This is a genomic window from Stenotrophomonas sp. STEN083, from assembly GCF_056759195.1.
This window is the reverse complement of the sequence record NZ_JBRRCU010000059.1, coordinates 19,151-28,692: the sequence shown is the minus strand read 5'-3', so window position 1 is coordinate 28,692 and position 9,542 is coordinate 19,151. Positions and strand designations below refer to the sequence as shown.

The following is a 9,542-nucleotide window of genomic DNA, read 5'->3' as shown; positions in this document are numbered from 1 at the left end:
GCCGGGGCGCGCCCCGCCCCCACCCGGGCTTTTGGGGCCTCGTCGCGCTCCGCCTGGGGGGGTTGGGCATTCCCCTAAAACCCCCCGGCGTCCCGTGGCGCGCCACTACAGAGCTGCTATGCCTCTGATGCCAGCAGTTGCTTCAGTTGTGTCAGCGTCGCGCGAGGCAGTGGTTTTCCGTCATCCGCTGATACTGGAGGCTGTCTCAGCGCATCCTCGGGTAACACCACCAGTTCGAAGGCGATGCCATCAGCGGCGAATTCGCAGCCGGGGTAGTGCTGCTTTGATGGATGGCCGGCCAGTCGTAGCGACCAGGTGCGTGCTTCGGCTGGGATGCGTTGCTCATGCAGGAAGCGTTGCACGGCGTCTGCATCGTCGCAGTGCAGGTGCAGGATGATGGGGCTGTTGCCATCGGCGAGGCCGCTCAACACCGCGCCGGTCAGGCGTGGCTGGAAAGCCTGCAGGAATTGCATCGCCAGCACTGCCGACTCGCGGTGCTGGCGAAGGGCGCCGGGTTGGCTGGCAGCTGCGAACAGATTCTGGTGCTCGCGCAGCGCCTGCTCGATTTCGGCCAGCCGTGGCCATAGCGCTTCAAGCGTAATCCCCAGCTTGTTGGCGGCCTTGCGGCGAGCGTGCTCAAGATCATGGATGCCGCTTTCGGCGATCAGCCGTGCCGCCTCCTGCGCGATCAGTTGCCGTTCGCGGCTGTTGCGGGGAGGTGATGTCGGTGGCGATGACGGCATCGGGTTCCAGCCTCGTGATTGCTCGCCCGATTGTAGGCAGGCGGCGGGACTTGCGTCCCGCCGCCTGTTGGCCGAATCAGAAGATATCGAAAGCAGCGTCGTCGGTGGTGTGACTCTGTTGGCCGAAGTCGAAGTCCTGCACGCGGTCCAGGTCTTCGGTCTTGACCCACTCAACAGCGCCATTCAGCGTCGCCTGGACCATGCCCGAGGGCGGGTCGTTCTTGGCGATGGGAGCGTCCTTCAGCGCTACACGCATGTAGTCGATCCAGATCGGCAGCGCCGCCTTGCCGCCGTACTCGCGGTAGCCCAGCGAGCGGAAGTCGTCGCGACCGACCCATACGGTGGTTGCCAGTGGGCCACCGAAGCCGGAGAACCAAGCGTCGCGGTGATCATTGGTGGAACCTGTCTTGCCGCCCACATCTTCGCGGCCAAGAACCTTGGCGGCGGTGCCGGTGCCGCGCTGGACCACATCGCGCATCATCGATACCAGCTGGTAAGCGGTACGTTCGTCGATGGCGCGCGGTGCGGTGCGAGCGTTCGGGTTCACCGGTTTGGCTGGCTCGATGGCCTCAGGCTTGGCCTCGGTGGGCTTGGCGGCGACTGGCGCAGGTGCCGCCTCGGCGCCGAAGTTGAAGCCGTCCACTACCTGACTGGCAGGTGCTGCGCCCGCAGTGGAGGTGCCACCACAGCCGCGGCAGGCCATGGCCGGATTTTCCTTGAAGATCACATTGCCGTCGCGGTCCTTGATCTCGTCAACGATCCAGGTGTCCACGCGAGAGCCACCATTGGCGAATACGGCGTAACCGCGTGCCACCGACAACGGGGTCAGCGAAGCGGTGCCCAGCGACATCGACAGGTTCGGCGGCAGTTCGGCTTCCTGGAAGCCGAATTCGCTGATGTACTTGCGCGCATAGTCCACGCCCATGCTGTCGAGCAGGCGCACCGAGACCAGGTTGCGCGATTGCACCAAGGCTTCGCGCAGGCGCATTGGGCCGCGGAAACCGCCGCCATCGTTCTGCGGCTGCCAAGTCTTGCCGCGACGGTCGCGGAACACCACGGGCGCATCCAGCACGATCGAGGCCGGATTGAAGCCCTTGTCGAAAGCAGCGGCATAGACAAACGGCTTGAAGCTGGAGCCGGGCTGGCGGCGCGCCTGGGTGGCGCGGTTGAACTTGTTGCCGGCAAAGCTGAAACCACCGACGAGGGCGCGCAATGCACCACTTTCGGCATCCACCGATACCAGTGCGGCTTGTCCGCGTGGAATCTGATCGATCAGCCACTCGCCTTCCTTCGCACCGGCGCGCACGCGGATCATGTCACCGCGGGTGACCAGTTTGGCCGGGCTGCGGTTGGTCCAGCGGCTGGACGCGACCGGCAGCACCAGTTCGCTGCGGTCGGCCAGCACCACGGTGATGCTGCCGTCTGCATGGGTGGCCGAAACTACAGCGGGTTGCAGGCCCGACTGCGCCGGGGTGCCGGCGATATGCCGGGCCAGCGCGGTGTTGTCGGCATCGGCAGCGACGTCGAAGTGCTGCTCTACGCCATGCCAACCGTGGCGGTGGTCGTAGGTGATCAGGCCATCGCGTACTGCGGTGTTGGCGGCTTCCTGCAGCTGACCATTGATTGTGGTGGTGACGTGATAACCCTTGTTGAGCACGTCGCTACCGTATTTGGCGATCATTTCCTGGCGCACCAACTCGGCCACGTACGGCGCATACACCTGCACCGGCGGCTCGTGCGGGCTGGCATGCATGGGTACCGCCTTGGCCGCATCGGCCTCGGCCTGGCTGACGTAGCCCAGATCGGCCATGCGCTGCAGCACATAGTTGTCGCGGCGCTGGCGCGCGCGCTCGGGGTTGCTCAGTGGGTTGCCGCTGGAGGGGAACTTGGGGATGCCGGCCAACGAGGCCATTTCATCCAGGTCGAGCTCGCCCAGCTTCTTGCCGTAGTAGTACTCGGCGGCGGCGCCGATGCCATAGGCCCGGTTGCCGAAAAAGCTCTTGTTGAGATACAGCTCGAAGATCTCGTCCTTGCTCAGCTCGCTTTCGATTTTGCGGGCGAGCAGGATTTCGGCGAACTTGCGGGTGTAGCTGACCTCGCTGCTGAGGAAGAATTGCCGCGCAACCTGCTGGGTAATCGTCGATCCGCCGGGTACACCGTCCTTGGAGCCGGTGCGCGCGATCAGCCATACAGCGCGGGCAATACCCTTGTAGTCGATGCCGTCGTGCTGGTAGAAACGGGCATCCTCAGTGGCCAGGAAGGCCTGCTTCAAGCGCTCCGGGACGTCCTTCATCTGTACCGGGTAACGGCGGGTCTCGCCGAATACCGCCATCAATTTCCCTTCATTATCATAGACATACATCGGCTCCTGCAACTCAACATTGCGCAGCGCCTGCACGTCCGGAAGCTTGGACGAGACAACGTAATAGAGCGAGCCGATGGCGATTGCGCCGACCAGGGAGAAGGCGACAAAGAGGGCCAGCAGCCAACGCAGCCAGCGACGAAAACGTGGCATCCAGAAGTCCCGATTGCGGTTTTTGTAGCCGCAGAGTATAGATTACGCAGGGGAGCGGCTGGGGCCGCGTCCTGGGGAGAGCAAATGGGGATACAGCTGGGCGACGTGATGCAGATCGCGTCTCGCATTCCGGATGGTTGCCATTTGCTGAAAAAACGTTATTAATGCGCCGACGCAAGACTTGCGTCCAAGTGCCCGTCGGCAGGGGAGAATCCGTGGGGCTTATCCCAAAGAGTCAGGCACCAATCATTGGTGTCGACATCAGTTCGACTGCGGTAAAGCTGCTTCAGCTTTCCCGCAGCGGTAACCGTTTCCGCGTGGAACATTACGCCGTGGAACCTCTTCCGCCGAATGCGGTGGTGGAGAAAAACATTGTCGAAGTCGAAGCAGTCGGCGAAGCGATTCGTCGTGCTGTTGCGCGTTCAGGTAGCAAGGCCAAAGGCGCCGCTGCAGCTGTTGCTGGCTCTGCGGTGATCACCAAGGTGATCCCGATGCCGGCAGACCTGGACGAGGGCGACATGGAGGCACAGGTCGAACTGGAGGCGGTGAACTACATCCCGTACCCCATCGACGAAGTGAACCTCGATTTCGAAGTGCTGGGTCCAGTGCCGAACAATCCAGAAATGGTGCAGGTACTGTTGGCCGCGTCGCGCTCGGAGAACGTGGAGCTGCGTCAGTCCGCGCTCGAGCTGGGTGGGCTGACCGCCAAGGTGATGGATGTGGAAGCGTTCGCGATTGAGAACGCCTTTGCATTGGTCGCCAGCGAGCTGGCTGTACCCAGTGATGGCGTGGTGGCGCTGGTCGACATTGGCGCAACCATGACCACGCTCAACGTGTTGCGTGGTGGCCGCAGTCTGTACAGCCGCGAACAGGTGTTCGGCGGCAAGCAGCTCACCGACGAGGTGATGCGCCGCTACGGGCTCAGCTACGAGGAAGCAGGCCTGGCCAAGCGTCAGGGCGGCTTGCCCGAAAGCTACGAGGTTGAAGTGCTCGAGCCGTTCAAGGAAGCGACGGTGCAGCAGATCAGCCGCCTGTTGCAGTTCTTCTACGCTGGCAGCGAGTTCAACCGTGTTGACCACATCGTCCTGGCTGGCGGCTGTGCTGCCCTGATCGGCTTGCCGACCATGGTCGAAGAGCAGCTTGGCGTGGCTACCTCTGTGGCCAACCCCTTGGCACAGATGACGTTGGGGCCGAAGGTCCAGGCGCATGCACTGAACCAGGATGCGCCGGCGTTGATGATCGCGACAGGTCTGGCCATGAGGGGGTTTGACTGATGGCACGGATCAACCTATTGCCGTGGCGCGAGGAGCGCCGCAAACAGCGTCAACGTGAGTTCTACGGGATGCTGGGCTTTGCCGCGCTCAGTGGCGTGGTGTTGTCTGGCTTGCTGTGGTTCTACTTCAGCCAGCAGATCAGCGGGCAGAACGAGCGCAATGGCTACCTTGAGACCGAGATCGCCAAGGTCAAGGAACAGAACAAGGAAATCGAACGCCTGGACAAGCAGAAAGATCGTCTGCTTGCCCGCAAAAAGGTGATCGAGGAACTGCAAGGCAAGCGTTCGCAGATGGTGCACCTGTTTGATTCGTTGGTGCGCACCATCCCTGACGGCGTGGTGCTGACGGCACTCAAGCAGGAGGGCGATACGCTGACCCTGGAAGGCCGTACCCAGTCCAACGCCCGGGTCAGTGCCTATATGCGCAACCTCGAGACTTCGGGCTGGATGAGAAGTCCGGAGCTGACGATCATCGAGGCACGTGCGCAGGACGCTCAGGAAAAGGGTGGTGCTGTTGTCGACATCAAGTCGTTGCCGTATGTGTTCACATTGAAGGTACAGCTGCCGGCACCGAGCGATGGCCAGACTGAAGCTGCTATCGCTCCAGTCACAACTGATCCGGCAGCGGCGGCTACTGGCGCAGCGGCGGTTCCGGCCGCTACGACGCCTGCAGCTACCACTGCACCTGTTGCTCCCGCTCCGGCACCGGCAGTAGCACCGGCAGCGCCGGCGCAGAAGGAGGCCCGCTCGTGAGCAAGAAATTCAATTCCAAAGATCTGGATTTCAATAACATCGGTGCTTGGCCGCGCAACGCGAAGATCGTGTTCTGCGTGCTGTTCTCTTTGTTGATTATTGGCTTGTCTTACCTGCTGGTGATCAGTGGGCAGAGAGGGGAGCTGGAAGGTCTGGTCAGCAAAGAAGTGACTCTGCGTGAGAGCTTCGAACAGGAGCAGAAGCGTGCGGTCAATCTGGAGCCTTTGAAGCAGCAGTTGGCGCAGATGGAGCAGGTTCTGCAGCAGATGCTGCGTCAGTTGCCCAGCAAGACCGAGATGCCGGATCTGATCATCGATGTTTCGCAGACCGCATTGTCCAGCGGCTTGAACAACGAACTGTTCAAGCCCGGCGATGAGACCTTGAAAGAGTTCTACGCCGAGAAGCCGATCGCGCTGCGTCTGGTCGGTAGTTACCATCAGTTTGGTGCCTTCGTCAGTGGTGTGGCTTCATTGCCTCGCGTGGTGATCCTGACCATGCATGACATCAACCTGAAACCGAAAGGCGGGCAGGGCGTGATAACGCCTGGCGGCGCACTGGAGCTGTCCGGTACGGTCAAAACCTACCGTTATCTGGATGACACCGAGTTGGCCGATCAGGAAAAAGCAGCTGCCGATGCTCAGAAAAAAGGAGGGAAGTAATCATGCGTAATGTTCCCTCCCTGGCGTTGGGCATGGCGTGCGTAGTGCTGCTGGGCGGTTGCGCCCGCGGCATCACCAGTACGCCGGGCGATGCGCCCAATCTTGAAAAGTGGACTGCCGACGTGCGTGCACGTCCGGCCGAACCTCTGGAAGCGCTGCCTGTGATGCAGCAGTTCGAAACCTTCGAGTATTCGGCGCAAGGCCTGCGCGATCCATTCAGTGACGCTTGGGTATCCGACGACAGCAACAGCCAGTTGCGACCAGACCCAAACCGTCGCAAGGAGCCGCTTGAAGGGTTCCCGCTCGACAGTCTGGACATGGTTGGCACGATTGGTAATGGCGCGGGTGCAGTGGCACTGGTGATGGGGCCGGACAAGGTCACCTACCGCGTACGTCCTGGGGTGTACATGGGTCAGAGCGATGGCCGTGTGACTGGCGTACGCGAAGACGGGATCGAGTTGATTGAACTAGTGCCGGACGGTGCAGGTGGCTGGCTGGAACGCCCAGCTTCGCTTGCACTGGACGATCGTTGATTGATTAGGGGATAGCACGATGACTTTTACCAAAGCCCTGAGCCTGCGTCCCTTCCGGCGCCATGCACTGGTCCGCGTCTGCGCCCTGGGAGTGGCGTTGGCAGCGGTGTGCGGCTCTTCGTACGCATCACAGTCAGTTCCAGTTGTTGGCGGCGCAGCCGCAGCCCCGCAACAGGCGGTGAAGGCGGTTTCCGTAACCAAGATCGACTTCAAACGCGGCGATGATGGCGCTGGGCGCTTGATCATGCAGTTCGATGGTCAGGGGGCGAGCCCAGACCTGCGCAGCCAGGGTAACAATGTCGTGATCGACGTTGGTAACGCTGTGTTGCCGGCCGAGCTGCAGCGTCCGCTCAATGTTGTTGATTTTGCTACGCCGGTACAGCGTATCGACGCCAAGCCCTCGGGACAGGGCTCGCAGCTGGTGCTCAGTACCAATGGCGCATTCGATTCGCTGGCCTATCAATCCGGCAACGAATACGTGGTTGAGATCACGCCGCGCCAAGCCGATGTGGCTACTGGCGCGGTGACTTCCAAGACGGTTGCACAGGCGGCTGCTACGGTGGCTGCGCGTGGTTACAGTGGGCGTCCAGTGACCTTCAACTTCCAGGACGTGCCGGTGCGCACGGTGCTGCAGTTGATCGCAGAGGAGTCAAATCTCAATGTGGTGGCATCGGATACGGTGCAGGGCAATGTGACCTTGCGTCTGGTCAATGTGCCGTGGGACCAGGCACTGGACATCGTGCTGCGCGCCAAGGGTCTGGACAAGCGTCGGGACGGTGGTGTTGTCTGGATTGCACCACAGCAGGAGCTGGCCAAGTTCGAGCAGGACAAGGAAGACGCACGCATCGCGTTCGAGAACAAGTCGGATCTCATCACCGACTACGTGCAGATCAATTACCACAGCGCCAACGCCATCTTCAAAGCAATCACCGAGGCCAAGGGGGTCGGGAACTCGGGGAGTTCGGGTGATTCAGGTGGTTCAGGCCAAAACGAGAATGGCTTCCTGTCGCCGCGCGGTCGCTTGGTAGCTGATGAACGCACCAATACTCTGATGATCAGTGATATCCCGAAGAAAGTCGCGCAGATGCGCGAGCTGATCGGGGTAATCGATCGTCCGGTTGACCAGGTGCTGATCGAAGGCCGGATTGTTATCGCCAACGACACATTTGCCCGCGATCTGGGTGCCAAGTTCGGCATCGGTGGTACGCGCAGCTATGGTGACAACGACGCAACGATCGGTAGTACCACCAGTGGCGTGGGCAATGCCAATCGCGGGCTCAACGTCAATCTGCCTGCGGGTACGTTTACTACGGGCGCCGCCCCCAGCTTGGCCTATACCCTGCTGGGCGCGAACTTCAACTTGGATCTGGAATTGTCGGCTCTGCAACAAGAAGGTCGTGGTGAAGTCATTTCCAACCCGCGCATTGTCACCGCCAATCAGCGTGAAGGTGTGATCAAGCAGGGTAAGGAAATCGGCTATGTCACCATCACTGGCGGTGTTAATGGCGCTGCGGCGACCCCGAACGTCCAGTTCAAGGAAGTGCTGCTGGAGCTGAAGGTCACCCCGACCATCACCCAGGACAATCGCGTCTTCCTCAATATGAACGTGAAGAAGGACGAAATCGACGACTACCTGGAAGTGGAAAGCTTTGGTGTCGTTCCGATCATCAACCGCCGTGAAATCAACACCGCGGTATTGGTGGACGACGGTCAAACCGTGGTGATTGGTGGCGTGTATGAGTTCACGGACAAGGAGAGCGTCAGCAAGGTCCCGTTCCTGGGCGACATCCCGTTCCTTGGCAATCTGTTCAAGAAGCGTGGCCGTGCCAAGGACAAGGCTGAGCTGCTGGTGTTCGTGACCCCGAAGATCCTGCGCGTAGCCAAGGCCGCCCAGTAAGCACTTGTTACATCTAAGGAAAAGGGCCGCTATCGCGGCCCTTTTCCGTTTTGCAGGCTGACGTTTGGAACCATTTCACCGTAGATCGGTCAAACTGCGCCTATGAACCTGCCTCCCCAGCTGCCCAACCAAGTCGATGCCGTGGCCCGTGACAACGGCCTGCATCAGGAATTCACCGCATTGCGCGACGCACTGACCAGCGAAATCGTTGGCCAGTCCTTGCTGGTCGACCGGTTGCTGACCGCGCTGCTGGCGGACGGACACTTGCTGGTGGAGGGCGCGCCCGGTCTGGCCAAGACCACCGCCATCCGCGCCTTGGCCTCACGTATCGATGCCAGCTTCGCGCGCATCCAGTTCACCCCGGATCTGCTGCCCGCCGATTTGACGGGTACCGATATCTGGCGCTCGCAGGAAGGCCACTTCGAGTTCCAGGCTGGTCCGATCTTCCACCCGATCCTGCTCGCCGACGAAATCAACCGTGCACCGGCCAAGGTGCAGTCGGCTCTGCTTGAAGCGATGGGCGAGCGGCAGGTGACGGTAGGTCGTAATACCTACCCGCTGCCCGACGTGTTCCTGGTGATGGCCACACAAAATCCGATCGAGCAGGAGGGCACTTTCCCCCTGCCGGAGGCGCAGCTGGATCGTTTCCTTATGCATGTGCGCATCGGCTACCCGGACGCCAGCGCCGAAACCGAAATCCTGCGGTTGGCGCGTGAGCGCGCGTTGCGGGCGATGCGGCCGCAGCAGGCGACGATAGAGAAGATCTCGTTGCAGAAGATCGAGCAGGCGCGCCGCGAAGTGCTGGAACTGCATATGGCGCCGCAACTTGAGCGCTATCTGATCGCACTGGTGCTGGCCTCGCGTGATGCCAGTGCGTATGACACACAGCTGGCCAAGCGTATTGCCTGGGGTGCAAGCCCGCGCGGTTCGATCGCACTGGAACGTTGCGCGCGAGCGCGCGCATGGTTGGCCGGCCGCGACTATGTCACCCCTGACGACATCCGCGCCGTGGCAGCCGACGTGCTACGCCATCGCGTGCTGCCCAGCTACGAGGCCGCGGCCGAGGGTTGGGATGGCGAGCGTCTGGTGGCGGCGCTGCTTGATTGCGTGCCTCTGCCTTGAGGCAGGGTGTGATGACTTGTGCCATTGATGGAATGCTCATGAGGCCG

8 protein-coding genes are annotated in these 9,542 nt (G+C 61.4%); 6 read left to right on the top strand and 2 right to left on the bottom strand.

What is annotated here, in order from left to right; translation table 11 throughout:
- Nucleotides 1-116 precede the first annotated feature (116 nt).
- Both ACVOK8_RS15375 and ACVOK8_RS15370 read right to left on the bottom strand, forming a co-directional pair.
- Nucleotides 117-743, bottom strand: a complete 627-nt coding sequence (locus ACVOK8_RS15375) for a hypothetical protein (RefSeq protein ID WP_481567593.1) — start codon at nucleotides 741-743, stop codon at nucleotides 117-119.
- 76 nt (nucleotides 744-819) lie between these two features.
- Complete coding sequence (locus tag ACVOK8_RS15370; RefSeq protein WP_481567592.1) at nucleotides 820-3,258, bottom strand: penicillin-binding protein 1A; 2,439 nt, start codon at nucleotides 3,256-3,258, stop codon at nucleotides 820-822.
- A 215-nt stretch (nucleotides 3,259-3,473) separates the two neighbouring features.
- Between ACVOK8_RS15370 and ACVOK8_RS15365 the strand changes: the two genes are divergently transcribed.
- The 6 genes from ACVOK8_RS15365 to ACVOK8_RS15340 all read left to right on the top strand — a co-directional run bounded on the left by ACVOK8_RS15365 (nucleotide 3,474) and on the right by ACVOK8_RS15340 (nucleotide 9,495).
- A complete protein-coding gene (locus ACVOK8_RS15365) occupies nucleotides 3,474-4,532 on the top strand; it encodes a pilus assembly protein PilM (protein ID WP_481567591.1) in 1,059 nt (352 codons plus the stop codon).
- Entirely contained in the window at nucleotides 4,532-5,284 is a 753-nt protein-coding gene (locus ACVOK8_RS15360) for a PilN domain-containing protein (RefSeq protein WP_481567590.1), read from the top strand. Before ACVOK8_RS15365 ends, ACVOK8_RS15360 begins: the two co-directional genes overlap by 1 nt.
- Complete coding sequence (locus ACVOK8_RS15355) at nucleotides 5,281-5,943, top strand: type IV pilus inner membrane component PilO (RefSeq protein ID WP_481567589.1); 663 nt, start codon at nucleotides 5,281-5,283, stop codon at nucleotides 5,941-5,943. The genes ACVOK8_RS15360 and ACVOK8_RS15355 overlap by 4 nt, the downstream gene beginning before the upstream one ends.
- A 2-nt stretch (nucleotides 5,944-5,945) precedes the next feature.
- On the top strand, nucleotides 5,946-6,476 hold the full coding sequence (locus ACVOK8_RS15350; protein WP_481567588.1) for a pilus assembly protein PilP: 531 nt from the start codon (nucleotides 5,946-5,948) through the stop codon (nucleotides 6,474-6,476).
- A gap of 19 nt (nucleotides 6,477-6,495) precedes the next feature.
- The gene (locus tag ACVOK8_RS15345) at nucleotides 6,496-8,373 is read left to right on the top strand and encodes a type IV pilus secretin PilQ (RefSeq protein WP_481567587.1); all 1,878 of its coding nucleotides are present in this window, start codon (nucleotides 6,496-6,498) and stop codon (nucleotides 8,371-8,373) included.
- 102 nt (nucleotides 8,374-8,475) lie between these two features.
- Nucleotides 8,476-9,495, top strand: a complete 1,020-nt coding sequence (locus ACVOK8_RS15340) for an AAA family ATPase (protein WP_481567586.1) — start codon at nucleotides 8,476-8,478, stop codon at nucleotides 9,493-9,495.
- Nucleotides 9,496-9,542 lie beyond the last annotated feature (47 nt).

What these genes read in the sequence shown, in the direction of transcription:
- ACVOK8_RS15375 (WP_481567593.1), bottom strand. Translation starts at nt 743, where the DNA reads ATGCCGTCATCGCCACCGACATCACCTCCCCGCAACAGCCGCGAACGG.
- ACVOK8_RS15370 (WP_481567592.1), bottom strand. Translation starts at nt 3,258, where the DNA reads ATGCCACGTTTTCGTCGCTGGCTGCGTTGGCTGCTGGCCCTCTTTGTC.
- ACVOK8_RS15360 (WP_481567590.1), top strand. Translation starts at nt 4,532, where the DNA reads ATGGCACGGATCAACCTATTGCCGTGGCGCGAGGAGCGCCGCAAACAG.
- ACVOK8_RS15350 (WP_481567588.1), top strand. Translation starts at nt 5,946, where the DNA reads ATGCGTAATGTTCCCTCCCTGGCGTTGGGCATGGCGTGCGTAGTGCTG.
- ACVOK8_RS15345 (WP_481567587.1), top strand. Translation starts at nt 6,496, where the DNA reads ATGACTTTTACCAAAGCCCTGAGCCTGCGTCCCTTCCGGCGCCATGCA.
- ACVOK8_RS15340 (WP_481567586.1), top strand. Translation starts at nt 8,476, where the DNA reads ATGAACCTGCCTCCCCAGCTGCCCAACCAAGTCGATGCCGTGGCCCGT.